Here is a 23173-nt window from a genome sequence, read left to right as displayed (position 1 = left end):
CACCCCACGGACACGCCACAGCCGCGCGGCCGACGCGAGCCGAAAACAAGCCCGACTGCTTTCAATGTCCCCACCCCGGTTTCGCGCGCCTCAATGCGGTAACAATGACGGCGATATCCCACAGGAAGCTGCTCCCATGATCCAGCGTTTCGATACCGGTCCCCGCATGTCCAAGATCATCATCCACAACGGCGTGGCCTATCTCGCCGGGCAGGTGCCCCAGGACGCCAGTGCCAGCATCGCCGGACAGGCCGAGCAGGTGCTCCATGCCATTGACGATCTGCTGCAGCGGGCTGGGACCGACAAGGCCCACATCCTTCGTGCGGACATCTTCCTGGCCGACATGGCGGATTTCGACGGCATGAACGAAGTCTGGGAGCGATGGGTGCCGGAAGGCGCCGCGCCGGCGCGTGCCACGGTGCAGGCCCGGCTCGCCCGACCGAACCTGAAAATCGAGATCGTGATCATTGCCGCGGTGCCGTGATCAAGCCGGACCACGAGATCAAGCCGAGTCAGGGGCTCTTCATGCGGCGCTTCGCCCGCGCGGGCCGATCGGTCCGCGTCCGTCGCCATGCCAGTCGCCGAGAACCAAGCCTGCAAGGAGCTGGCTGTCAGCCTGGGCCCCTGGCCTGCTTGACTCGGCGAAGCCATGCCGGCGAGCATGCCGGGGCGACTCAAGCCCGCCTTGCGCGGGCAGAACAACCGGAGAGGCTGCCTGGGGGGAGGTAGCGCACCCGGTGCCGGCAGCAGCGCCCATGCAATCGAGCTCCCCTTGCCCGTTTCCGACACGGGCTTCGTTACGGTCCGGTAACCACCTCGGGAGAACCACGATGATCCATCGATCCTTGCTCCTGCCACTGCTGGCGGTCCTGCTGGCGGGCTGCGATCCGTCGCCGAAGGCAGCCGGCGACACCGCGGCCGCTTCGCAAGCCGCCGCATTGCCGCTGTTCGACACCTTCGGCGATCTGCACCACGATGTGGCCACCCGCGTGCCGGCCGCGCAACACTATTTCGACCAGGGCCTGCGCCTGGCCTACGGCTTCAACCACGAGGCGGCCGGACGCAGTTTCGCCGAGGCGGCGCGGCTGGACCCGCAATGCGCGATGTGCGTCTGGGGCCAGGCCCTGGTGCTGGGACCGAACATCAACCTGGCGATGGACCCGGCGCAGGCGAAGGACGCCACCGCCCTCGCCGCGCGCGCCGCGAGCCTGGCCGCCACCGCGCGCCCGGTCGACCGCGCGCTGATCCAGGCGCTGCAGCTGCGTTACGCCGATCCGGCGCCGACGGATCGCACGCCGCTGGACCACGCCTATGCCGAGGCGATGGCGAAGGTGGTCGCGCAGTTTCCCGAGGACGACGACGCGGCGACCCTGTACGCGGAGGCGTTGATGGATCTCTCGCCGTGGGCGTACTGGGAAAAGGACGGTGCCCCGGCCGAGTTCACCCCGCGCCTGCTCGGCGAACTGGAACGCGTGCTGGCGCGCAACCCGCGCCACATCGGCGCGATGCACTACTACATCCACGCTACCGAATCGTCGCCCGAACCGCAGCGCGCCGAACCCTACGCGGACACCCTGGCGGCGCTGGCGCCCGGCTCGGGGCATCTGGTGCACATGCCTGCGCATACCTACATCCGCGTCGGCCGTTACCACGACGCCACCCTGACCAACCTTGCCGCCACCACCGCGGACAAGGATTTCCTCGCGATGTGCCGTGGCAGCAACGGCGTCTACCCGCTGGGCTACGTGCCGCACAACTGGCACTTCGCCACCATGACCACCGGCCTGACCGGCTCGCGCACGCTGGCGCTGCAGGCGGCCGAGCAGACCGCCCAGCGCGCCGACCGCGCCGTGATGGGCGAGGCGCCGATGGAATTCATGCAGCAGTTCGTGGTCACGCCGCTGCTCACCCAGGTCCGCTTCGGCGACTGGGACGCGATCCTGTCCGATGCCGCCGCGCAGCCGGAACTGCCGTACCCGGCCGCCATCCGGCACTTCGCCCGCGGCATGGCCCACCTGCGCAAGGGCGCACCGGCCGAGGCTGCGCGCGAGGCCGACGCGCTGCATGCGATCGCCGTCGACCCGGCCATGGCCAAGGTGGCCTTCTTCGACATCAACCACGCCGACAACGTGTTGCGCGTCGCCGATGCCCTGTTGCGCGGGGAACTGTTGCGTACGCGGGGCAAGCACGTGCAGGCCATCGCCGCCTTGCGCGAAGCGGCCGCCGCCGAGGACGCCCTGGCCTACAACGAACCGGCCGACTGGCCGCTGCCGGTGCGCCCCTACCTGGGCGCCGCACTGCTCGAAGCCGGTGACGCCAAGGGCGCAGCGCAAGCATTCGAGCAGGACCTGAAGACCTACCCGCTCAACGGCTGGTCGCTGTTCGGCCTGGCGCAGGCCCAGCAAAAACTCGGGCTGGCCGATGCGGCACGCGAGACCTCGAAGCAACAGGCAGACGCGTGGCAGTGGGCCGATGCGCCGCTGACGGCAGCGCGGTATTGAGGGCCCATCGGTGATCCGGGACGTGGCCGACTGAACGACCGAAGGCGGTGAAGCCACGCCGCCTTCGTCATCTGCGCTCGCATCGAATTCTCGCCGACGACGTTGTTCTTGTCATGGCTGGCCCGACGACGAGGCCGGCGCGCCCGCCACGACGATGTCTTTCTTTCCGACGACTTCGCCGTCTGCGGTGGTCAGGCTCAGCCGATAGCTGCCCGGCCGCAGATAGAGATCGCCCGAAGGTACGTTCTCGTAGTCGCCGAACACGGGAATGGAGGATCGGGTATTCATCGGCGGTGGCTGGGCGAGCACCATGCGATCTGCCGGAATCGCGTCCGCGCCTTCATCGCTGTAGCGTGCCTCGACCAGGCAGGGAAAGTGCCTGCGGCAGCGATCGCCACTGACCCGGTACGGCCGGCGCAGGCCACCCAGGCTGAGCCAGGTGGGACGCCCGTGCAGCATCTGCACCGGCGGAAAGAACACGCTCACGTCATAACCCGGACGCAACGACCACGGCTCGCCGGCTGCATTGACGAACACGATGGGCTCCTTCGGCCGCAACGCCTGCATGACGGTCGCGTAATAAGGATGGTCGGCGCTGCCCGAAGGGTGGGGATACAGCATGGTCTGCTCCACCGACAGCATGGGGATGCGGGTGAGCTTGTAAAGATGCTCGGCCATCGATGCGCCGCCGAGATACGCACCCGACTTCACGATATGGCTGTAGCCGGCATTGACCACCAGTCGCGCCTGCGGGTCGGTCTCGAACACCCGTTGCTCGATGTTGCGCGCCTGCCCGGTTTCGCGTGCGTCGCTCCCCACGGCATCCGAGGTCGCCTCATAGGCAATCACCTTGAAGCCGAGTTTCAGCGCCGTACGCACTATTTCCGCGTAAACCGGCTCCCTGGTGTAGAAGCCGCTGGCGTCGACGGGATAACCACGCGATGGCAGTGCGGTGTCGCCCTCATAAAGCGTTTCGGCGGCGAAATAATTGAAGCCTTCCCGGCGCAACCTGCCGAGCAGTTGCACGCTCAGGCTGCGGGTGAGCGGAATGTTGTGCGCTTCGTTGAGAAGCACGATGCGATAGCCGCGCGCCAGTTCCGCAATGGCATCCACGGCAGGACGGGCCACATAGCCGGCCCCGGCCAGTGGCGACGGGCTGTCGTCTTCCAGCGGTGGCTGCCCGATCGAATAGCTGTCCATCGCGGCGGGATAGTCGCCAAGAAAGCTCTGATACCAGCTGATGTATTGCGCGAAGATCAGGCGAAACGCCGGAGAATCGTCGCCGACATAGGCCTGGCGCATCACCTGATACTGGGCCAACAGCCCTTTGTGGGTGTTGGCTTCGGCCATGATCTTGTCCGACTTGCTTGCGGCGGCAGCCTGCAGCGCCTGCCACTCGGCGGCCGACTGGGCCCGGGCCGCCGTGGGCGCGCAGGCGCACAGCAGACATCCGATCGTCAGGGCCATGCGGCGTGCAGGCATCGGGCTTTCCTGGCAGATCCAGCCTCGTTGCAGCGTGTTTTACCACTCTCTCCTTTGTTGCGGCGGAACCGACGATCCGGGGTGCCGTGACGCCTGGGCATCCGGCATCTCCCAAGCGATCGTCCGCAATCAAAAGTGTCCGTTGAATCCGCGCCAGCTCACTGCGTTCCGCTTTCGCCCGGTTTGTTCCCGACGCGTGTTTCCTTGCTTGAGAAAGTGCACTTCGGCCCAGATGCTGTTGACCTGCGACGTCCTTCCGTTTGTGGGCCATGTTCGACAAGATCAGAAACTGGCGCGTACGGCGCACCATCGCCCGGCGCCCGATCGCCGAGCCGCTCTGGCGCGACGCGCTGCAGCGCTGTACTGCAGCGCGCCGGCTGGGCGCTTCCGACCAGGCCACGCTGCGCGTGCTGGCGACACTGTTCCTCGAAGCCAAGTCGCTGGAGCCGACCCAGGGCCTGCAGTTGGAGGACGCCGACCGCGTCCTGCTCGCGGCGCATGCCTGCGTCCCCATCGTGAAACTGGGCATCGACTGGTACGACGGCTGGCACAGCATCATCGTGTACCCGGACGTATTCATCCCACGCCGTCCGCACACGGATGCCGCGGGCGTGGTGCACCAGACCCACACCATGATGGCCGGCGAGGCATGGGGGCGCGGGCCGGTGATCCTGTCGTGGGCGGACGTGCTGAACAGCGGGAAGCGACCGGGGCACAACGTGGTCGTCCACGAAATGGCCCACAAGCTCGACATGCTCAACGGCGACGCCAACGGCTTCCCGCCGTTGCACCGACGCATGGACCGCCGCGCGTGGTCGCAGGTTTTCTCCAGCGCATGGGATCGCCTCAAGGAGGAGCAACGCAACGGGGCCGACTTGCCGATCGACCCGTATGCGCTGGAAAGCCCGGCCGAGTTCTTTGCGGTGGTCAGCGAGCAATTTTTCGAGACACCGGCCAACTTGCGCGAGCATCTACCGGACGTCTATCGGCAACTCGAGCAGTTTTACCGGCAGCACCCGTACTGAGCCCGGTGCTCGAGGGCCCGAAAGGAGGCTTGCGGAACCGGTGCGGCAACGCCCTTCCATGTGTTCCTGACCCACCTGGCCGGCGTCCTCGCGGTGGGCGATGCCCGTTCGGATTCGGTGAAGCATCCACGCCGATCACGCGCTGGCCCGAGTGAACCGGACGCCGCTTTTCAAGCACGCGAGCGCCCAGGCCGCAGCGTGCGTCGTTGGCCATGACGTCACGGACTGTCCCCGGCACCTTTTTTCACCAGCACTCCGCTGTCGTGCACGATGCGGCCGTCGATCAGGGTCAACACGCTGGTTGTGGCCGGCAGTGCGTCGACGTCCACGGTGAAAATGTCCTGCGACAGCACGGCCAGGTCGGCGAGCTGGCCGGGAGCGAGCCGGCCCCTGTCGTGCTCGGCAAACTCGGCATAGGCCGAACCGTAGGTATAGGCGGCCACCGCCGCCTCGCGCGAGATCGCCTCGGCCGGGTTGTTCGGATGGGTAACCGCGAACTTCAGGTTGAGGAACGGATTGACCGGGCCGTCCGAACCGAGCGCGAGCGGGATGCCGGCCTCGATCAGCGAACGCAGCGGCTGGTACTGCCGCACCCGCTCCGGACCGAGACGCGCCAGCGAAACTCCCGGCGGGTCGTCGAAGTGCGCCGGGTTCTCGACCACGATCACGCCCAGTTCGCGCGCCAACGCGTGCAGGTCGTCGAACAGGCCCTCGGCGTGTTCGAGACGCACGCGGCGTGCCCGCCAGGTCGCCGCGGGCGCAAGCTCCTGCATCAGGCGCAGCACTTGTTCGGCACTACGGTCGCCGCAGGTGTGGAACATCAACTGGTGCCCGGGCCCCGGTGGCTGCGCCAGCGCCTCGCGCAGCCGCGCACGCAGTTCGTCATCGGAAAAGTTGAGCCTGCCCGACTCGCCCGGTCGATCCGCATACGGGGCACGCAAGGCGGCCTGGCGTTCCAGCGGCGTGCCGTCGAGCATCCACTTCACGCCAGCCACACGGGCCTTGCCGCCGCTGGGCAACGGCCACGTCTGTTCGGCCGCACGCCACGCCGGGCGACCGGCAACCGCATCGGTGCCGGGCATCGGAATCAGGCGCAGCCGCACCGGCAACTCCATGCCGTGAAGCGCCTGCAACGTGGGCGCCGGCGCGATGTTGCTCGCGATGCTCTGGATCGAGGTGATGCCCAGCGGCAACGCTTCGGAAGCCGCCTGACTCAGCGCGGTCCGATGCAACGCCGCGGAGCGCCAGCCGACCTGCCGCATCACCGCATTGGTGTTGGCGTATTCAAGCAGCACGCCGGTCAGGCGGCCATCGCGGTCGCGCAGGAACTGGCCACCCGGCGGGTCGCGGGTGGTTTCGTCGTAGCCCAGTGCGCGCAGTGCGGCTGAGTTCAGCACGCTGCCATGGCCGGTATCGGCAGTGAGCATCACCGGGTTGTCCGGGGCGACGCGATCGAGCGCATCGCGTGGTACCTGCGAGTCCAGCACGGCCGCGCTGATCCGCATGCTCAACACCCAGCTTCCCCGCGGTGCCTCGGCGACCGTGCGGGCGAGCGCATCGAGCACCATGGCCATGGGCGGGTCGGGCGGCGGTTCCTGTTCACCGAACTTCAGCCGCACGCCGCCACGATCGACGGCGACATGCGCGTGGGCGTCATTGAACCCCGGCACCACGACGCGACCGCCAAGCTCGACGACACGCGTCCGCGGGCCGGCCAGCGCGCGCATGGCGGCATCGTCACCCACCGCGAGCACGCGCTGGCCGGCAATCGCCACGGCCGTGACCCACGGCCGCGCGGCATCGCCGGTGAACACCTTGCCGCCGAGCAGAACCCATTCGGGCGGACGGGCCGGCGAGTCCGACGGCGTGGCGTGCACCGCGGCGGACGCGAGCAGAAGCAGCATGCAGGCGATCAGTCTGAACATGGCGATCTCGCAAAGTCAGGGCAAACCAGCCGGGACCGAATGGGCCGTATCCGCCCCCTGCCCCCAGGCCGAACGCGCAGCGTCGGCGGCGGCAGATGGCCCCTGTGGCCAGCGCGATCATGCCGCAGCCGGGCACCCGATCAAAGCGGATCAGAGCTGCTTCCCGCAGCAGCTTTCCCATGCCGTGGCCGATGCGAGACAGGAGCCGGAGTGGACGTTCTCGAGCGTCGGCGCTGTCCCCGGCTTTCGCGCAGATGCACCCGCGCCTGCTCCGTCACCGCTTGCCGCAAGTGGGTCAGCGCCGCCGATGGTGGGCCGGGGGCGACATGCAGGCACAGCTCCACGTTCGGCAGCGGTGGCAGGCCGTGACGTTCATCCAGGCGCATCAGCGAAGGCGGGAGGTCGACGCCCGTGCGCACGGTAAGCCCCAGGCCCGCGGCCACGCCAGCCCACAGGCTGTGCAGGCTGGCGGTGACGAAGGCCGGCCGCCAGGCGATGCCGACCCGATCCAGTGCGGTCGTGCCGGCCTGGCGGAAGAAACACGGCGGCTGATACAGCGCCAGGTCCAGCACGGCATCGGGCCGCACGACCTCGCACGTGCCTGCCGCTCCGATCCAGGTCATCGGCAACAAGGCCAAGCGTTCGGCATCCGCGCGCCCGCCCTGGTTCATGGCAAGAACCAGCTCGAGCTCGCCGCGGTCGAGCCGTTCGAGCAGCACCCCGTTGCGTTCGACCAGTACATCCACCCGCACCGCCGGGTAGGCCTTGCGGAACTGCCCCAACGCCGCCGGCAACCAGGACTCGGCGAAGTCGCCCGGAAGGCCGAAGCGCACCGTGCCGTCGATCGCCGCACCACGCACCGCGTGGACCGCTTCGTCGTTGAGTTCCAGGATGCGGCGAGCGTAGGCGTGGACCCGATCGCCCGCCTCGGTCAACAACACGCGGCGGCCCTGCTTGCGGAACAGCGGCTGGCCCAGTTGCAGCTCCAGCTTGCGCATCTGCTGGCTGATCGCCGAGGGCGAACGCCCGATCCGTTCCGCGGCACGGGTCAGGCTGCCCAGGTGCAGGATCGCCACCAGGCTGCGCAGCGCGTCCATGTCGAGATTGGGGAGCGGCATCGGTAAGCAATTCGAAAATATCGCCGTCAAATTATTCGGTTTTCCCACATGGCGGCAAGCCCTACGATCGGCCAGGCCTCACCCACGAGTGCGCCACCCGATTCGAACGAGGAAACCCCCATGAGCCTGCATCACCTGTTCCCCCGCCTTGCCGCCATCGCCTGTCTGCTGCCCGGCCTGGCGTTGTCCTGCGGCACCCGGGCAGCCGACACCCGCGGCGATGTTTCGCTGGCCGGCACCTGGAGGCTGGTGGCGGCCGACGTGCTGCATCCGGACGGCTCGCGTTCGCATGACTACGGCGAGGCGCCGAAGGGCCTGCTGCTGATCGACCGCGCGGGGCATTACTCGCTGCAGATCTTCCGCACCGACCGCCCGCGCTTCGCCAACCCGGACAAGGCCAAGGCCAGCGCGCAGGAATACCGGGCGGCCGTGCTGGGCGCGAGCACCCACTACGGCACGCTCGCGCTCGATCCGGGCCGGCAGCAGATGGTGTTCCATATCGAGGGTGCCTCCTTCCCCAATTGGGAAGGGCAAGAGCAGCGCCGCGCCTTCGAGTTGCGCGGCGACACGCTCAGCTACCGGGTACCGCCGCGCCCCGACGGCAACGTGCCCGTATCGGTCTGGCGACGCATCGGCGACGGTGGCGTGGCCGAGCCTTTCCCTGACGCGCGAACAAGCAGCGCGTCAGGGAGCTGGTGAGCACTCATCCGTCGAACTCGACCGGACAGTCTGCTTTCCGTGAGCAGGAATCAGAGCCGGCTTTTCAAATCAAGCGCACTCCGCCCCCGCCTGGATCCCTGCCCTGATGGAGAATGGACCCGACCACTTCGGTTGAGCGTCAGGACGAGGACCTGTGGATGCGGTTGAACCATGTCGTGTACGCGCGCGTGAAAACGCCGCTGGGTGTGTTCGTGGTGGCGGCACGCGACGGCGCGCTGAAGGGCGGCTGGTTCGAAGGGCAGAAGTATTTTCCCGAGATCGACCCAGGCACCGGCTGGCGCGAGGACGAGACAGCCCTGTTGCACGCGGCGCGGCAACAGCTCGATGCTTATTTCGCCGGCGCGCTGACGCGTTTCGAGCTGCCGCTGGCGCCCGAAGGCACGGTATTCCAGCAACAGGTATGGAACGCGCTGTGCGCGGTGCCCTGCGGAGAAACCACGACCTATGCGGCGCTCGCACGCGCGCTGGGCCGGCCCGACGCCTTTCATCCGGTCGGTGCCGCGGTCGGGCGCAACCCGATCTCGTTGTTCGTTCCCTGCCACCGCGCGCTGGGCAGCGATGGCTCACTGACCGGGTACGCGGGCGGGCTCGAGCGCAAGCGCTGGCTGTTGGCTCACGAAGGCGGGGAGCGCGACCTGTTCGACTGAGAAGAGAAAAAGCGGACGCGGCCAATGCAAGGGCAAGCTTGCCGGTGACGGGCACGCCGACTGACGGCGCTGACCGTTCAGTGCGAAAGGTGACACTTTTTTCTCATCATTCCCCCAACTCCGGATCCAGCAGCAGCAGCGCGGCGGCGGCCGCGGCGAAGTACGTGCGCTGGCGATCATCGAGCCGGCGGTCCAGATGCACGCGGCCCTGGTTGAGCACGTCGACCACGGCGAGCGTGCGGCTGCCGTCGGCGATGACATAGCCGGTCGGGATCACGCCGGTAATCGGGGTTCCTTCGTAACCATGCAAGTCGCGCACGGCGTACTCGCGCCCCCACGGCGCCGACAGGCGGCCTCGCAGGCGGCCACCCTCGCGCGCGACGTCCAGCAGCTGCACGTCGTGGCCGTCCGGGCGCACGCCACAGGCCAGCAGCGGGCCGGCCAGTGCGGTGAGGTCCGCCGTGGTTCGCTGCGACTCGGGGCCGACACCCGCGGTCCACGCCCGCATGCGGCACTGCACTTCCACCGGCGCCTGCCCGGGCGCGGTCAGGGTATAGGCGTACGGCTTGGCAGTGCGGCCCACGCCCAGTGTGTTCAGCGATACGCTCCAGGCGAACGTCGAGCCCTCGCGCATGGCCTGCGCGCTATACGGGCCGAACTGCACCGGCTGGTTGAAGCGCCGCGGCGAATGACCGCTCACCTCATAGACCACCGCGTCGTGCGCGACGAAACCTTCCGGCAGGCGCACGCGCGCCGGTGCACAGGCCGACAGCGCGGCGGCGAGCGATGAGGAGATCAGGGCAAGGCGGATGGCGTGCATGGTCGAATCCTTTCAGAGAGGTGTGCACATGTTAGACGGCCGCCCGCGCACCCTACCCTGCCATTGGTTGGCCTCGCGCCGCCTGGTTCAGCCGCGGTTGGCGGCGAACCAGAGGCCGCATGGAGCTTCTCCGCGCCGCGGAGCGGCCGTTTCGCCAACGCTCGCGCGATGGCCCGCTACGCGAGCCGTGCCATGACCGCGTAACCCGCAGGCGTCGGGTGCACGCCGTCGCTGGCAAGGCGAGGGCAAAAGGCGGCGAAATGGTGACACCCTTTTTCCCGGCAACACCGCGGGGAAAATCGTGCCAGTCCGCCTGTTCTTCCGTGCCCGTGGATCCGGCGCAGGCACTGGCCACGCAGTACGTATTACCTCTGGCAGATGGCACGGTGTCACCAACAGGCGCACTCTACGTTCGCAGGGTGAGTCTCCGAGAGGCACGATCATGCCCCCCTCCGAACTGGACGACCACTGGCTATACCAATGCGACGGCATCGTCGTCGATCCCAGCGCACACCTGCTGGAACGTGATGGTCGAGCGCAACCCGTGGAACCCAAGGTCTATACGGTGCTGCTGACGCTGCTGCGGCAGGCGGGCAAGGTGGTCGACAAAGATACGTTGCTTGATGCGGCATGGGGTCACCGCTGCGTCACGCCGGGCGTACTGAGCCACGCGATCTCGCAGCTGCGTCGTGCCTTGGGTGATTCGGCGCTCCATCCGCGCTACATCGCCACCGTGCACACCATCGGTTATCGCTTCATCGGCGAGGTGCACCGGCGCTCCCGCCATACTCCCGTACCGACCGAACCATCACCCGGTGGACGCGTCCGCTGGCATCGAGGCCACCTCCTCAGCAACTTCAGCTTCCGCCTGGCCACCCGGTGAGCCATGGTGCTTCAGCGCCGGATGCGCGACTGTCCCGTTGAGGCAAAAATCCTCATGGCTGAGCTCACCCGCCTCGACGATAAGCCGGATCGGCTCATGGATGAGGTTCGGCACGTCATCGACGAAGCGAATTCCCTCAACGATGAGTGAAAAAGCCTCAGGCGTGAGCATGCGGAGCCTCGCCGAGTATCCGGGACCTCATGCATGAGTCGTTCGGGCTCGGCGTTGAGGCAAAGCCACTCGACGTCGAGCAGGCGGGAGTCAGCGCCGAGGTGCCCTCGCCTCAACGACGACACGCCGTTTCAGCGCTTCATATCCCCCAGGCGGCCAGCCGGCGCTGGCCGGCCTCCGTCATCGTGAGTTGGCGCGACTTGCCGCCCAGTACCCAGCGTTGGCTCAGCATCGCCTGCAACAGCAATCGGCCGAAGTCGCCCGCGAAATGAAATTCCCGCTCGGACCAGTCGAGGCAGGGCGTCGACTTGACCGGCAGCAGATCGCGGGGGATGCCGAGTTCGCCGAGAAAGTCCGCTGCCGCCGCAGTGATGGCAAATTGCGCCCCGGCGTGCGTGGTCCAGCCCCTGCTGGTGATCGCCCGGTAGATCCGTACGCCCAGTGCCCCGGCGATGTGATCGAAACACGTGCGGGCTTCGCGCAGCCGCGAAGGACAGCTCGACACGATCTGCCGCGGCAAGGGCGCATGCTGCAGCGACAGGATGGATTCGAGCGTGCGGGCGACATCCGGCCCGGCCAGTCTGAAATAGCGGTAGCGGCCCTGACGCAGCAGGACAAGCAGACCCGCTTTCGACATCTTGTCGAGATGGAAACTTGCGGTCTGCGGCGTGATGTCGGCGGCCCGCGCAAGTTCGTTTGCGGTATAGGCCTTGCCGTCGAGCAGGGCCAACAGCATCGCCGCACGCGAAGCATCGCTCAGCAAGGCGGCAGTCGCGGAAAAAGCGGCCGATTCTTCCATACTTCGATACCCATCGAACCTGTACGCCATCGGGCGTGGTTAGAGTTCCGCTCCGCAATGATGGAGCGCGATACATGATGTCACTACTCGCACTTGGCATGGCGTCAGCCCTGTCCACGGCGACGCCACGAATGGAGACCATCCGCCTGCCCGTCGGGCCGGGTTCCACCGACTACGTCGCCCTGCACTGCCTCGCCCCCGGATCGACCGTGGCCCGGTCCGCGCCCACGCCAGGCGTGCTGTTCATTCATGGCGCCAGCTTCCCCACCATGCTGGCGTTCGGATTCGAGTTCGCGCCGGGCGATTCGTGGATGTCCTACATGGCCGGCCGTGGCTACCTCGCATGCGGTCTGGATTTCCTCGGCTTTGGCGAGTCCAGCCGCCCGGCCGCCATGAAGGTGGCGGCGCAGGACGCGCCACCGGTGGATCGCGCTGCCGAGGCTGCGCGGCAGATTGCACTGGCGGTCGACTACATGCGCCGCCAGAGAGGCATCGCCCGACTGCACCTCGTCGCGCATTCGTGGGGCACCATCCCCGCGGCGACGTACACGGCCGGATCGCCGTCGACGGTGGCTTCGCTGACGCTGTTCGGACCGGTGGTGCCGAAGCCGGAGAAGCATCCCGAAAAGGTGGACTTCGCGTGGTGGCCGCTGTCTGCGCAAACACGCTACGAGCAGCTCAAGTTCACCGACGTGCTGCCGCCGACGATGCACCTGCTCGAACCCGCGGTGCATGCGCGATGGGCCGGCCAGTTCGCCGCTTCCGCGCCGCCGTCGTCAAAGGCATCGAACGGCGACCTGCGCATCCCGGCCGGCCCGCTGGCCGACCTGGCCGCCGCCGAGGCCGACCGTTATCCCTACGCGCAGGACAAGGTCACCTGCCCGGTATTCGTGGTGCTGGGGGATTACGACACCGTGGTCGATCGCGCAGGCGGCGCCGCCTTCCTGGCCCGATTCGTCGCCAGCCCGCTGAAATGGCTGGTGCAAATCGACCATGGCACGCACGTCATGCACCTGGAGAAGAACCGGCATTCGCTGTACTCGAGCGTCCAGGCCTTCATCGCCGCGGTGGAGGACCAAACCCCATGAAGCCTGCCTGCCCGATCCCGCCCAAGACCCCGATTGCGCTGCACATGCGGCAGCCCCTGGAGGAAGACCGATGATCGCCGTGATCTTCGAAGTGCGACCGCACGATCACCGGAAGGCCGCCTACCTGCAAGCCGCCGAACGGCTGCGCCCGCTCCTGGACCAGGTCGATGGCTTCATCTCGATCGAGCGATTCGAGAGCCTCGCGTCACCCGGGAAAATCCTCTCGTTGTCCTTCTGGCGCGATGAGGAAGCGGTGCGCCAATGGCGGAACAACGATGAGCACCGCCAGGTCCAGAAGGCCGGCCGCGACAGCATCTTCGCCGCATACCACCTGACTGTCGCGGAGGTATGCCGGACCTACGACATGCACGATCGGGCACAGGCCCCGGAAGATTCGCGTGCGGCCCACGATGACGCATCGAGGCGATCCGCAGACCCGCAAGCCGCTCCCGGTCCGGACAGGCCCGAAGGTGACGACCCGTAGTACGGCAAGCGCGGTTTCAGGCCGGCCGACCCGGTAGGCGCAGATGCATCGCGGCACGACCGGAGAAAAAGGAAAAGGCGCGGCGTCCTTTTCTCCTCCGGCGGCGGCGAAGCGCACGTTGACCAGGATGTTCCCTGCCTCCGGTTTTCCCGGGAATTGTCGCCGGCAGCTTCGCACTGCCGTCACCGGGCGCTTACGTGCCAAGGTCCACAATGGCTTTACCGCCCCTCGATCTACATCGCCGCCCGCCCCATCGCGGCGGTCAGCCGTAGATTTGTGCGACGTGATCACGCGGCAGCTGTCTTGTCCTCGTCCGGAAGATGGAAGCCCGAAGCGGAGAACGCGTCGTTTGCTTCCACCCAGTCGAGGAGAGGAACGATGAAATGTCCAGCCCGTAGCGCAAGGTTCACCAAGGCCATGCTGCTTGGTGTCGCGTTCGTCACCATACCGGTCGCCGCCTTGCATGCCGAAGACAACGATAACAGCAGGGTCAGGCAGGGGTTCGCGTTGAACCCGGTGCCGCTCAATCTCAACGGCAAGAATCCGGCACTGGTTGGCCTCGGGAGCTACATCGTCAACACGGGCGGCTGCAACGATTGCCATACCAATCCGGCGTTCGCCCCTGGCGGCAATCCCTATCTCGGTCAGCGAGAGCGAATCAACACGGCCGAATTCATGGCAGGTGGCCGCCTGTTTCCACCCTCCCCATTCAAGTCGGCCAACCTCACGCCCGATGCGACCGGCAAGCCGGCAGGCCTGACCCTTTATCAATTCATCGTAACGTTGCGCACGGGACACAACCCGCTCGACCCGCCGGGCGCACTGCTGCAAATCATGCCGTGGCCGGCGTTCGGGAAGAAAACCGATCTCGACCTTCGCGCGATCTACGAATACCTGCGCGCGATTCCACCGCTGCCCGACAACCCGCATCCCAGTCCCAATCCGTGAAGCGGGCTTCAGGCAAACCACGGCACGGGCTGCACACGATTAAAACAGGGTCAGAGTCGACTCTCGAGGAAGTGCAATCTGGCCCCTGTTTTTTTTCGGCGCACGCACGGTGGCCGCAGCAGGCTCCGACCCGGTCGGCTCTGCGAGCATCGTGTCGTTGCGAACGGGGCCCTAGCGCCCAAGCTGGCACGCGCCCGCTGCCACAGGCTGCACAAAGGCACGACGTTCGACCTCACGCGTGCCTTCGGTTGGTCACGCTGACGGTCGCAGGCCGGAACCGGGGCTTGGCTTCAAGCCAGTCACTCTGAAAGGCCGCGGCCGTCGGCACCCATGTCGTACGCAGGACCGCATGCGGACCCCTGGCGCCGCATGAAACACAACAGCGGGTGGTCAGCGGCATCGGTCAGAAATTGTCCCCGACATTTTTGCTCAATGACTCCGCCTCGCCTCTTTCATCCTGACCGCCTCGAGTTTCTTGTCGGTCCACGGTGTGGGCTGGATGTTGCTGGCTTTCTGGTACGCGTCCGTGGCGGCCGTGGTGTCGCCTTGCGCCCAGAGTACGTCGCCTTTCATGTTCAAGCCGTACGCCTTCAGCGAGGGTACGGCCTGCATCTTTGCGGACAGGTCCGACCAGGCGTGCAGATCATCGGCGCCCAAGCCCCTGGGCCTGCCCACTGACGAAATGGTTGCCTGGGCATGTGTCACGTCAGCGCTGACCATTTCTCCTGGTTCGCCCTTCGGCGGTTCCAGCGCCGGGTCCTGCAAGACACTCGGCACGCCCGACTTGGCGGAAATCACACTGGCTACCATCTGGGCGCCTTGCGTATTGACGATGTGCGGGGACGCCTGTTGCGCGTTCTGCAGTGCGGCGTTCGCAGGAGTGAGCAGCCCCAGCGATGCGAGCGCATCCGCCGTCAGCACCCATTTCGCCGCGGACGGTAGTTCCGGCGCCGTGCGGGAAACCGATTCACCGGCAACCTCGGCGATCTTCGCGAACTGCTGTTCCCTCGGCAGCCGGGTCAGCTCGGCGATGTTGTCGGACGACGACAAGTAGTTGGCCACCTGCGCCGTCACCTGGCGTGCCACGGCGTCCTGCCTGGCCTGCACGGCCTCCGCGTCCTTGATGCGTACCAAGACGAGTCGATCATCCAGCGGAGGCACGCTGAGCGTGAAGTGATATTCCTGCTGCAGCTGTCCGCGCATGAGCACCAGTTTCAGGTTGTCGCTGTGCTGCGCGGGAATGTCCTTGGGCGTGTCGTCGGGCAACACCATGAGATGGGGGTCCGATATCTGCCCGATGGTGTAGTTGAGCTTGCGCGCGCCATTGTTGATCAGGCGCGCGTCGTTCTTGCCGTTCGGGTCGGTGAGCTCGTACGTCCAGTGATCGCCCTCGTGCTGGAAGTCCGGCGTCACGAGCAGGGGCTGGCTGGAGCTGCCGAAGACATACTTGTTGAGAGCGTTGACCAGCACCACCACCGACGGATGCGCCAGCCGGTCCGGCTTGACGATGGTGAGATGGTCGGTGCCCTCGATGGCGGTGGGCACGTCCTTGCAGAACCGGGTGGCACTGGACCATGGAACGATCATGACGCCAGCCAGCGGCGCCGTTTCGTAGGCGCAGATGATGGCCGGCTTGTCCTGGTCCGGCAGCCGCCCCCATTCATCGCTCAGCAGTTGAAGAAAATCGTTCTGGTCCGCCATCAGCATCTGCCTGACAGCCGGGTTGCCGACCACGTGCTGGGCGATAGCGGTGATCTGCGAACCCTCCTGGGGTGTTGCGTAAAACACCATGAGCGGCACCTTGTCCCGGTGCGCCGGGTTGTCGATCATCTCGCGCATCGCGATCAGCCCGCCCATGCTGTGGGCGGCGAACACGACGGTCGGATAGTTCCACACGCCGTTGTACTGCAGCGACTGCTCCAGCATGTTCGCCGCCTCGCGGATATCGAGCGAGCCGTTCTTCAGCTTGTTGGACGTGAACCCGAACGCAAAGATATCGACCTGGTTGCCGATACCCGGCGCGGACTTCAGCAGCGTGAAGAAGCTTTTCCCGCTGGCGTTCGTCCAGGTGCCGTCCGTATCACCGAAAAGACCGTGGACGAAGACCACCGCCACCCTGGATGGCGGCGTGGCCTGCTGGACCCAGTGAGGGTCGGTGGTATTCGCTGCCGTGTTGTCGCTTCCGCAGCTCGCCATGACGGTGGCGATGCCGATCACCAGGGCCGCGCAGAGGGAAACCCGTAACGCAGGGCGATACCAAGTCACCCAGGCCGATAAACGCCGCAGAGTGTCCATGGACCCTCTCCCGAAGCAACGACATGGCGGTCGCCGACACATACTAAGGCCGCCGATTCCCGGCTTTCAATCACAATCAAGGCCAGTCAAAGCGACTCCGGGCCCGCACCGACAGCGCCCCTGTTCCGCCGCGGGCGGGCGGCGCGGATGCTGGTGCACGGCCGGTCATCGCCTCGATCTCGCGCTGGAACCGCGACGCGCCAAGCGCGTTGCCGTTGCAGGTACGCGCCAGTCCCTGTCTGGTCCCGGTTTCGCACGGCGCGAACCGCGGAGGTCCTGGTCGATCCGGTCTACACTGCGAAAGCCCTTGACCTGGTCGAACGCTGCGCACTGCCCGACGTGCGCAACATCGTCCACTGCACACCGGCGGCACGCCGGCCCTGTTTTTCTGTCCGACACCGAGCGACATGCATTCCCTGGAGCCCCTTGCATGAAAAACATCCTGTCGAGCGCACGCCGCGCCCTCCCGGCGGCATGCCTTCTCCTTCTCTCGGTGGCGCTGTCCGCCTGCAGCGGCCCCGCCGACAGCGTCAAGGCAGCGAGCCATGACCTCGCGATCACCAACGCGACCATCGTCGACGGCACCGGCAAGCCCGCGTACAAGGGCACGGTGCTGATCCGCGACGGCCGCTTTGCGGCGGTCGGCGACGTCGACACCTCTACGCTGGACGTCGCGCGCACCATCGACGCCGGCGGCAAGGTGCTCGCGCCCGGCTTCATCGACATGCATTCGCATGGCAACCCGCTGACGCAGTCGTTCGAGAATTTTCTCGCGATGGGCGTGACCAGCGTCGTGCTCGGGCAGGATGGAAGCAACCCGGTCGACACGCCATTGAAGCCCTGGCTTGCGACGCTGGAAGCCGACGGCGCCGAGGTCAACGTGCTGGCGCTGGCCGGCCACGGCGATATCCGCCGCGAGGCGGGCATCCCCGACGCGGTGCGCAAGCTCGACGCCGCACAGTCGCAGCGCCTGGCCGAGGTGCTGGAGGCCTCGCTGGCGCTCGGTCTGCACGGCATGTCCACCGGGCTGGAGTACGTCCCTGGGATCTACTCCGAGCCGTCGGAAATCGTCGCGCTGGGCAAGGTCATCAACCGCCATGGCGGCATCTTGATGAGCCACATGCGCAGCGAGAACGACGACCGGATCGAGGATTCGATCCGCGAGCTGGTCTCGCACAACCCAGACGGCCGCGTGCACATCTCGCACCTGAAGGACATTTACGGCAAGGGTGCGGAGCGTGCGAAGTCGCTGCTCGACTTCATCGACAACCTCGCGCAGCAAGGCCATGCCTTGACGGCCGATGCCTATCCCTACACCGCCGGTTACACCTGGATCGGCATCGTGTTTCCGGAGTGGGCGCTGCCGCCCACCGACTACGCGAAGGTGGTGGCCGAGCGGCACGACGAGCTGGCGGCCTACCTGCAGGAGCGCGTCACCGACCGCGGCGGTCCCGAGGCGATCCTGTTCGGCACGGCCCCTTATGCGGGCAAGCGGCTGGCCGACGTGGCGGCGGAGAAAAAGCAGTCCTTCGTCGACGTGCTGATCGAGCTTGGCCCCACGGGCGCCTCCGCGGCACACTTCACCATGGACGCGACGCTGCAAGACGCGCTGGTCGCAAGCCTGAAAACCGCGCTGTCGACCGACGGCAGCCCGAGCCTTTCGCACCCGCGCAGCAGCGGCACCTATGCGCGGCTGATCGAGCACTTCGTGGTCAAGACCGGGCAGTTGAGTCTGGAAGACGCGGTGTACAAGGCGAGCGGGCTGCCGGCACGGATCATGGGCCTGCCCGATCGCGGCACGATCAAGGTCGGCCAGTGGGCCGATGCGGTGCTGTTCGACCCCGCGTCGGTGCGCGAGCGTTCGACCTATGTCGAGCCGCATGCCCTCGCCGAAGGGTTCGACCTGGTGTTGGTCAACGGCGTGGTCGCGCGCGAGAACGGACGCCTGCAGGAAACGCACGCCGGTACGCTGATCAAGCCCGCGGCCACCGAGTGAATTCGCTGCGCGGGCCTGCCTGGCGGTGCCCGCGCGAGTGCACCGCGGAAAGGACAATCGGCCGCCCGGTCAACCTGCGCCGGTCTGGCCGGCCGAGGCGTGCGGACGTCGAGTCGGAGGATTCAACTTCCTCCGTCCCGGTTTCAGGGCGAACCGAGCGCAGTGCTGCTGCCGCTGTTGCGGGCTGACATGAAGACCTGCGAGGTGCCTGCACACCACGCCTGACTCCAGCTGGCGCCGGGCGCCAGGCCCCAACGTGCGCTGCAATCCCACCCCTTGGGCGTCATCGAGCACATGCGTACGTCCACAGGCGAAGGGCACTGGTTGGTGACCGAGGCCGACGTACCCTTGCCGCACGCATGGTTGGGGCCGACGATCGGCCGGCTCACGCAGGTGTTGGCATCGGTCAGCGTGGACGCCGAGCCGGCAGCTGCGGCCGACGCACTCTGCGCCTGGCGTTGCGTCTGCGTCTGCGCCCGGGCCTCCGCCTGTGTCTGGCGTTGCGCCTGCTGCTGCGCCTCGAACTGGCGTGCGATCTCGTACTGGCGCTGGGTGGCCTGGCGCGCGTTCTCGGCCTCGCGCCGGCGCTGCTCGGACTGGGCTGCCTGTTGTGCGTACTGCTGTTGCAGCCGGTACTGCTCCTGCTGGGCCTGGACCCGCGCCGCGGTTTCGTTGAGGCGCGCGATGGAGTCCGCCAGCCCCTGCTCGGAGGCCGATGCCATCGCATTCCAGGCGGCAGCCTTCTGGGCACGCTCGGCCTCGAACTCCGCTTCGTCCTCGGCCTCTTGCTGCTGCCGCGCCAACTCCTGCGCTTCCATCGCATCGCGCTCGGCCTGCCACCGCTCCGCCGCGAGCCGCGCCTCTTCGCGGAGACGCGCCTGCCGCTGCTGCCACCGGGCGACCCATTCGGGTGTGCTGGGGACATCGTAGCTCGTGCCGAGGGTGGTCCACGCCCCATCCCTGATGGCTTGGCTGGTCCACTGGATCCCACCGTCGGGCAACGCCCGCAACAACGTGCGTGATCCGCGGTTGTTCGGCTGCAGCGTCGATATGTGCGTGACGTCCCCGGTCTCGACGGTCACCTTGTGCACGTAGGCGGCCTTGGGATCGAGCGGCAGGCCGATCACCTCCCGGCGCTTGGCGTTCCACCGGTGGATCTGGATGGCCGGGCCTTCCTCGCCTGCCGTGATGCGCTTCCACTCGAGCTCCACCTCGGGGACGGTCCACGCGAACACGTAGCCTTTGTCGGGCGAACTGGGCGGATCGCGCTCGGGCTCCCTCCTGAAAACGAATCGCGGCTGGTCGATCAGCTTGGCCATCACGCCCAGGTGCGACGACAGCAGCTCTTGCTGCGTCACGCTTTTCGCGGCGCCTTTCTTGCCGGCAACGCCCTTCTTCGCAGCCGGCTTTTCGGGCGCCGGCTCATGGATTTCGATGGCGATGCCATCGGCCTGCCGCTTCGCGATCAGCGCCACCAGCGCATCGCAGAAGCGGCTCTTGCGCTCCGTCGCCGACGCGCACATATCCTCGAAGGTGCTCTGCAGCAGAGCATCGAAATCGGACAACGTCGGAGCGGCAGGGGCCGCTGCAGTAGCCGCCGTACCGCCGGCCGCAGCGACGACGGGTGCCTGCTTCACCTCGCTGGCCTGCGGCGCAGCAACGGTCGCGGGCGATGCGGGTGCCGTCGGCGTGGCCTGCGCCAGGCGAGCCTCCGGCGCCGGCGGCAAGCTGCCCGTCGGACCTTGCATCGCCGGCACTGCAGCCACCACGGGCGTGGGCGCCGTGGCCGGGGCTGTACCGCCATCGACCCGGCGGTAGCGCGTCTCGCGGGTGACCCGAACCACCCGGTTGGCGTCGTCCAGCTTCACCTTTTCCATCACCAGTTCGTCGCCGTCCAGCCGGATGCGCATCGGCATCTTGAGGACGCCGCGGCGGATCCACAGCACCGAGCCGTCCTCGCCGATGTAGCCGTCGTAGGTATGCCGCGACGTGTAGTACTGCACCAGCGTGCCCGGGCGTTCGCCCTGCACGATGGTGGCCGTGGGGAAGCCGGAGCCGGACTCAAGCAGGCTGTTGTCCGGTCCCCAGCGCCAGCGGTAATTGAGGTACTTGTCGCTCCAGCTGGTGCCGGCCAGCTGGCCGAGCACGCCCCACGGCGCGGGATCGCGGGCAACCGCCGGCTCCTCCGCGCGGGCAACGACAGCCAGCAACAGGCACAGGGGCAGCAGCAATACTGCCCGGATGACGGAAATGGCCATGGATGGCTCCCCCCCAGGAGGCTCCAATGTAACGGAGAACAAGGAGAAAAGGAGAAAAACGCGAAAGCGGGACGGCGGAAGTCAAATGACTTCGAGACCGGGCCCGCGCCTGCCTGCGCCGCCTCGCACCGCCGATGTTGCGCGAGACCCCGCCCGACGACGAGCTGACGACCATCCAAGCCCATCTCCGACAGCAACGTACCTTGGGTCGAGACGACTTCCACGCCATGGTCGAAGCCAAGGCTCGACGCTTTGTCGGCCTCGGGTCTGCGTACGGGCCACCAAGTCGCGATTCAAGCGGGTACAAGTGAAGCTGACCCTGTTTTTCTTTGCCCGCTGCCGTTCTCCGCTCCTCTTGACCTGCATCAACACCACCGCACGTCGCGGTACCAGCATGGGGTTCACGACCACCTCGCCGGACGGAGGGCACAAGCCATGAGCCATCGGTCTGGAGAGGGCATGCCGCGGCTCGGGTTCGCCGGTTCTCGACGACTACGCGCCAGGTCCAAACGGGGCAGCCGGGCGCCAGAACATGCCCGGGGCATTGCCGGACCACCCATGAAGCAACCTGGAGTGCTGGATGGCCATGAGACGAGGAATGCTGGCCGGCGTGTTGTTCGTCGCCGTACTCGGAAACGCAGCGATGGCCGTTGAAACGCCTGCGTACAACGAAGTCCGTCGCGACGGTGACTTTGAAGTGCGTGACTACCCCGCGCTCGTGGTGGCCGAAGTCACCGTGGACGGCGGTCAGAAAGAGGCCGCCAACAAGGGCTTTCGCCTGCTCGCCGGGTATATCTTCGGCGCCAACAAGAAGCGTCAGAGCATCGCCATGACGGCTCCCGTCGCGCAGCAAGCCGTCGGCGAAAGGATCGCGATGACCGCACCGGTCGCGCAAACGCAGGGTGCTGTCGGCAGCTGGGTGGTCCGCTTCACCATGCCACGCGCCTGGTCACTGGAAACACTTCCGGTACCCGACGACGCCAGGGTGAGGTTGCGCCGCACCAGACCGGCACGCGTTGCCGCCCTGCGGTTCTCGGGCCTGGCGAAACCCGATGATGTCCAGCGGAAATCCAGCGAACTGCTGGCATGGGTGGCATCCCATGGCCTGCACGCCACCGGCGCGGTCACGCTGGCGCAGTACAACCCGCCATGGACCTTGTGGTTCATGCGCCGGAACGAGGTCATGGTCGAGATCGAACGCTAGGTCAGCAGCCCTCGAAGCCGAGGCGTAAGCATTCGTGATGCGTGGTTTCCACCAGGCCGCCACGCCATCGGAGCCTGCGCCGCGGCATGGAGACGCAGCTGCGCGCCAACCGCCTCACCAACGAACGCTTCTGGGGTTGCACGTCCTACACGGGCTGCCACGGCACGCACCAACTAGCCGGAAGTGCACTCTGAGCCGGGTTTTCCGGAGAAGATTGCGGCCGCCTGCGACCTGCTCGAACGGGAGCTCGACGGCGCGCTGCCGGTGGATACCGTGCCCGACATCGGCGACATCGCTCTGGCCACCGCGCTCAGCTGGATTGCCTTCCGCCACATCTATCCATTTGCCGACGGCCGCCCACGCCTGTCCGCCTGGTACACGCACTTCAGCCAGCGCCCATCGATGCTGGCCACCACGCTCAGCGGCGACACTCGCGACTGAACGCTTCCCTCCGCACCGACTGGACCGCACACCCCCATGAGCTCCCTCTGGACCGACCTGTTGTTCCTGCATGGCCATATCACCGATGCGCGCCTGGCGCGCCGACTGGCTGCAGCGAAGCGATCCGCACCGCCGCCCGCCACCATCACGCCAGCAAAGTCTTCGCTGGACTGGCTGCGGCGGCTCTGCCTGGGCATTGGCGACGGCCAGCTGCGCCGGCAGTGACGTAAATCGTGAGTGGCGTAAAAGGTGCCGGGGACAATTTGAACGTGCAGGCGGACGCCGATCGGTCGGACCGCGGCAAACCGGCCTGTTCGTGCTTCGACCCATGCGCGGAACCGGCCGGATCCCGACACTTTCTGCTGCTG

The 23173-nt window shown here is 67.0% G+C and carries 21 protein-coding genes; 14 read left to right on the top strand and 7 right to left on the bottom strand.

Annotated elements, in window-relative coordinates; all coding sequences use genetic code 11:
- Window positions 1-136: 136 nt before the first annotated feature.
- Window positions 137-484, top strand: a complete 348-nt coding sequence (locus tag R5H19_RS12365) for a RidA family protein (protein WP_318159301.1) — start codon at window positions 137-139, stop codon at window positions 482-484.
- A 346-nt stretch (window positions 485-830) separates the two neighbouring features.
- Entirely contained in the window at window positions 831-2501 is a 1671-nt protein-coding gene (locus tag R5H19_RS12360; RefSeq protein ID WP_318159300.1) for a hypothetical protein, read from the top strand.
- Between the two features lie 111 nt (window positions 2502-2612).
- Here the strand turns inward: R5H19_RS12360 and R5H19_RS12355 are convergent, their stop codons facing one another.
- Entirely contained in the window at window positions 2613-3983 is a 1371-nt protein-coding gene (locus R5H19_RS12355) for a hypothetical protein (RefSeq protein ID WP_318159299.1), read from the bottom strand.
- Window positions 3984-4252: 269 nt separating this feature from the next.
- On the opposite strand from R5H19_RS12355, the gene R5H19_RS12350 reads away from it, so the two are divergent.
- Window positions 4253-5008, top strand: coding sequence for a zinc-dependent peptidase (locus R5H19_RS12350; RefSeq protein WP_318159298.1), 756 nt, complete (start codon window positions 4253-4255; stop codon window positions 5006-5008).
- A 218-nt stretch (window positions 5009-5226) separates the two neighbouring features.
- On the opposite strand, the gene R5H19_RS12345 is transcribed toward R5H19_RS12350, so the two are convergent.
- Complete coding sequence (locus R5H19_RS12345; protein ID WP_318159297.1) at window positions 5227-6933, bottom strand: amidohydrolase; 1707 nt, start codon at window positions 6931-6933, stop codon at window positions 5227-5229.
- 140 nt (window positions 6934-7073) lie between these two features.
- Window positions 7074-8051: a LysR substrate-binding domain-containing protein gene (locus R5H19_RS12340; protein ID WP_318159296.1), complete on the bottom strand. Its 978-nt coding sequence runs from the start codon at window positions 8049-8051 to the stop codon at window positions 7074-7076.
- Window positions 8052-8171: 120 nt separating this feature from the next.
- Here R5H19_RS12340 and R5H19_RS12335 point away from each other — a divergent pair, with 120 nt between their 5' ends.
- Window positions 8172-8750, top strand: a complete 579-nt coding sequence (locus tag R5H19_RS12335; protein ID WP_318159295.1) for a lipocalin-like domain-containing protein — start codon at window positions 8172-8174, stop codon at window positions 8748-8750.
- 113 nt (window positions 8751-8863) lie between these two features.
- A complete protein-coding gene (locus R5H19_RS12330) occupies window positions 8864-9418 on the top strand; it encodes a methylated-DNA--[protein]-cysteine S-methyltransferase (protein ID WP_318159294.1) in 555 nt (184 codons plus the stop codon).
- A 106-nt stretch (window positions 9419-9524) separates the two neighbouring features.
- On the opposite strand, the gene R5H19_RS12325 is transcribed toward R5H19_RS12330, so the two are convergent.
- Entirely contained in the window at window positions 9525-10238 is a 714-nt protein-coding gene (locus R5H19_RS12325; protein WP_318159293.1) for a hypothetical protein, read from the bottom strand.
- A gap of 442 nt (window positions 10239-10680) precedes the next feature.
- Here R5H19_RS12325 and R5H19_RS12320 point away from each other — a divergent pair, with 442 nt between their 5' ends.
- Entirely contained in the window at window positions 10681-11121 is a 441-nt protein-coding gene (locus tag R5H19_RS12320) for a winged helix-turn-helix domain-containing protein (RefSeq protein ID WP_318159292.1), read from the top strand.
- A gap of 3 nt (window positions 11122-11124) precedes the next feature.
- Entirely contained in the window at window positions 11125-11271 is a 147-nt protein-coding gene (locus tag R5H19_RS12315; protein ID WP_318159291.1) for a hypothetical protein, read from the top strand.
- A 160-nt stretch (window positions 11272-11431) separates the two neighbouring features.
- Here R5H19_RS12315 and R5H19_RS12310 read toward each other — a convergent pair whose 3' ends face one another.
- Window positions 11432-12091 (bottom strand): winged helix-turn-helix domain-containing protein, encoded by a 660-nt coding sequence (locus tag R5H19_RS12310; RefSeq protein WP_318159290.1) that lies wholly within the window; start codon window positions 12089-12091, stop codon window positions 11432-11434.
- Between the two features lie 74 nt (window positions 12092-12165).
- Here R5H19_RS12310 and R5H19_RS12305 point away from each other — a divergent pair, with 74 nt between their 5' ends.
- The 3 genes from R5H19_RS12305 to R5H19_RS12295 all read left to right on the top strand — a co-directional run bounded on the left by R5H19_RS12305 (window position 12166) and on the right by R5H19_RS12295 (window position 14611).
- Window positions 12166-13179, top strand: coding sequence for an alpha/beta fold hydrolase (locus R5H19_RS12305; protein WP_318159289.1), 1014 nt, complete (start codon window positions 12166-12168; stop codon window positions 13177-13179).
- A gap of 70 nt (window positions 13180-13249) precedes the next feature.
- Window positions 13250-13663: an antibiotic biosynthesis monooxygenase gene (locus tag R5H19_RS12300; protein WP_318159288.1), complete on the top strand. Its 414-nt coding sequence runs from the start codon at window positions 13250-13252 to the stop codon at window positions 13661-13663.
- 378 nt (window positions 13664-14041) lie between these two features.
- A complete protein-coding gene (locus tag R5H19_RS12295) occupies window positions 14042-14611 on the top strand; it encodes a hypothetical protein (protein ID WP_318159287.1) in 570 nt (189 codons plus the stop codon).
- Window positions 14612-15040: 429 nt separating this feature from the next.
- Here R5H19_RS12295 and R5H19_RS12290 read toward each other — a convergent pair whose 3' ends face one another.
- Window positions 15041-16906 carry a hypothetical protein gene (locus R5H19_RS12290; RefSeq protein ID WP_318159286.1) on the bottom strand — a complete coding sequence of 622 codons (1866 nt, stop codon included), beginning with the start codon at window positions 16904-16906 and terminating at the stop codon, window positions 15041-15043.
- A 430-nt stretch (window positions 16907-17336) separates the two neighbouring features.
- Here R5H19_RS12290 and R5H19_RS12285 point away from each other — a divergent pair, with 430 nt between their 5' ends.
- Entirely contained in the window at window positions 17337-18902 is a 1566-nt protein-coding gene (locus R5H19_RS12285) for an amidohydrolase family protein (RefSeq protein WP_318159285.1), read from the top strand.
- A 143-nt stretch (window positions 18903-19045) separates the two neighbouring features.
- Here R5H19_RS12285 and R5H19_RS12280 read toward each other — a convergent pair whose 3' ends face one another.
- Window positions 19046-21160 carry a hypothetical protein gene (locus tag R5H19_RS12280; protein ID WP_318159284.1) on the bottom strand — a complete coding sequence of 705 codons (2115 nt, stop codon included), beginning with the start codon at window positions 21158-21160 and terminating at the stop codon, window positions 19046-19048.
- Between the two features lie 598 nt (window positions 21161-21758).
- Between R5H19_RS12280 and R5H19_RS12275 the strand changes: the two genes are divergently transcribed.
- From R5H19_RS12275 to R5H19_RS12265, 3 genes are all read left to right on the top strand, one after another.
- Entirely contained in the window at window positions 21759-22364 is a 606-nt protein-coding gene (locus R5H19_RS12275) for a heme-binding protein (protein ID WP_318159283.1), read from the top strand.
- Between the two features lie 183 nt (window positions 22365-22547).
- Window positions 22548-22805: a glutathione S-transferase C-terminal domain-containing protein gene (locus tag R5H19_RS12270; protein WP_318159282.1), complete on the top strand. Its 258-nt coding sequence runs from the start codon at window positions 22548-22550 to the stop codon at window positions 22803-22805.
- Window positions 22806-22841: 36 nt separating this feature from the next.
- Complete coding sequence (locus tag R5H19_RS12265; protein WP_318159281.1) at window positions 22842-23030, top strand: hypothetical protein; 189 nt, start codon at window positions 22842-22844, stop codon at window positions 23028-23030.
- Window positions 23031-23173 lie beyond the last annotated feature (143 nt).

This window comes from Rhodanobacter sp. KK11 (assembly GCF_033345435.1).
In the GTDB taxonomy this organism is placed as follows: domain Bacteria; phylum Pseudomonadota; class Gammaproteobacteria; order Xanthomonadales; family Rhodanobacteraceae; genus Rhodanobacter.
Note: the sequence above shows the minus strand (reverse complement) of the source record. Positions and strands in the feature narration are given on the sequence as shown.

Bases quoted from the DNA above. Each gene is read 5' to 3' on its own strand.
- R5H19_RS12365 (WP_318159301.1), top strand. From the start codon at position 137: ATGATCCAGCGTTTCGATACCGGTCCCCGCATGTCCAAGATCATCATC.
- R5H19_RS12360 (WP_318159300.1), top strand. From the start codon at position 831: ATGATCCATCGATCCTTGCTCCTGCCACTGCTGGCGGTCCTGCTGGCG.
- R5H19_RS12355 (WP_318159299.1), bottom strand. From the start codon at position 3,983: ATGCCTGCACGCCGCATGGCCCTGACGATCGGATGTCTGCTGTGCGCC.
- R5H19_RS12350 (WP_318159298.1), top strand. From the start codon at position 4,253: ATGTTCGACAAGATCAGAAACTGGCGCGTACGGCGCACCATCGCCCGG.
- R5H19_RS12345 (WP_318159297.1), bottom strand. From the start codon at position 6,933: ATGTTCAGACTGATCGCCTGCATGCTGCTTCTGCTCGCGTCCGCCGCG.
- R5H19_RS12340 (WP_318159296.1), bottom strand. From the start codon at position 8,051: ATGCCGCTCCCCAATCTCGACATGGACGCGCTGCGCAGCCTGGTGGCG.
- R5H19_RS12335 (WP_318159295.1), top strand. From the start codon at position 8,172: ATGAGCCTGCATCACCTGTTCCCCCGCCTTGCCGCCATCGCCTGTCTG.
- R5H19_RS12330 (WP_318159294.1), top strand. From the start codon at position 8,864: ATGGACCCGACCACTTCGGTTGAGCGTCAGGACGAGGACCTGTGGATG.
- R5H19_RS12325 (WP_318159293.1), bottom strand. From the start codon at position 10,238: ATGCACGCCATCCGCCTTGCCCTGATCTCCTCATCGCTCGCCGCCGCG.
- R5H19_RS12320 (WP_318159292.1), top strand. From the start codon at position 10,681: ATGCCCCCCTCCGAACTGGACGACCACTGGCTATACCAATGCGACGGC.
- R5H19_RS12315 (WP_318159291.1), top strand. From the start codon at position 11,125: ATGGTGCTTCAGCGCCGGATGCGCGACTGTCCCGTTGAGGCAAAAATC.
- R5H19_RS12310 (WP_318159290.1), bottom strand. From the start codon at position 12,091: ATGGAAGAATCGGCCGCTTTTTCCGCGACTGCCGCCTTGCTGAGCGAT.
- R5H19_RS12305 (WP_318159289.1), top strand. From the start codon at position 12,166: ATGATGTCACTACTCGCACTTGGCATGGCGTCAGCCCTGTCCACGGCG.
- R5H19_RS12300 (WP_318159288.1), top strand. From the start codon at position 13,250: ATGATCGCCGTGATCTTCGAAGTGCGACCGCACGATCACCGGAAGGCC.
- R5H19_RS12295 (WP_318159287.1), top strand. From the start codon at position 14,042: ATGAAATGTCCAGCCCGTAGCGCAAGGTTCACCAAGGCCATGCTGCTT.
- R5H19_RS12290 (WP_318159286.1), bottom strand. From the start codon at position 16,906: ATGGACACTCTGCGGCGTTTATCGGCCTGGGTGACTTGGTATCGCCCT.
- R5H19_RS12285 (WP_318159285.1), top strand. From the start codon at position 17,337: ATGAAAAACATCCTGTCGAGCGCACGCCGCGCCCTCCCGGCGGCATGC.
- R5H19_RS12280 (WP_318159284.1), bottom strand. From the start codon at position 21,160: ATGGCCATTTCCGTCATCCGGGCAGTATTGCTGCTGCCCCTGTGCCTG.
- R5H19_RS12275 (WP_318159283.1), top strand. From the start codon at position 21,759: ATGCTGGCCGGCGTGTTGTTCGTCGCCGTACTCGGAAACGCAGCGATG.
- R5H19_RS12265 (WP_318159281.1), top strand. From the start codon at position 22,842: ATGAGCTCCCTCTGGACCGACCTGTTGTTCCTGCATGGCCATATCACC.